1 protein-coding gene and 1 pseudogene are annotated in these 549 nt (G+C 43.5%); both read left to right on the plus strand.

Translation table 11 applies throughout. The annotated features are described in order from the left end of the window. Nucleotides 1–219: pseudogene (locus tag HMPREF0373_RS16245) on the plus strand (hypothetical protein); the annotation flags it as partial. Beyond that, a partial coding sequence (locus tag HMPREF0373_RS00520) for a MobA/MobL family protein (RefSeq protein ID WP_167618587.1) occupies nucleotides 176–549 on the plus strand: 374 nt, incomplete at its 3' end. The pseudogene HMPREF0373_RS16245 and the gene HMPREF0373_RS00520, both read left to right, overlap by 44 nt.

Consider the following 549-nt stretch of genomic DNA (forward strand, 5'->3'; position numbering starts at 1 on the left):
CCAGACCTGCTCATGCCGCAGGAGGCACTCTTCGCCAGAGGGGCGCATTCCATGCAGGCTGCTATGCGCAGGGCACTCTTACGCAGAGGGCGTTCCGGCAATACTGCTTTTTCTAAAACTGAAAGCAATGTTGCCGGAAATCTATGCCGGATGTGCAGAAAGGGGGAATCCAGACATGGCGATTTTTCATTACACAATCAAAATAGTCGGACGAAGTAAAGGGAAATCTGTTATCTCCGCTTCCGCATATCTCAATGGGGATGTGATGAAAAACGAGGAAACCGGGCGAATCAGTTATTACACTTCTAAAAAAGAAGTGGTCTACACCAGTCTGATGATGTGCGAAAACGCACCTCCTGAATGGCAGATAGTACCAGAAGAAAATATAAAACGCTTTCAAAAATCTGTCCGATACAAAAGATCAGAAGATAAAGAAGCTGCTTTAGAAAAATTTAAAATCACATTTCAGAAACAAAGGTTATGGAATGAGGTATTGAAGATTGAAAAAAATGCAGATGCCCAACTTGGCAGGTCATTTGAATTTGCCCT

Origin of the sequence: Eubacterium ramulus ATCC 29099 (assembly GCF_000469345.1) — a bacterium.
Classification (GTDB): Bacteria; Bacillota; Clostridia; order Lachnospirales; family Lachnospiraceae; genus Eubacterium_I; species Eubacterium_I ramulus.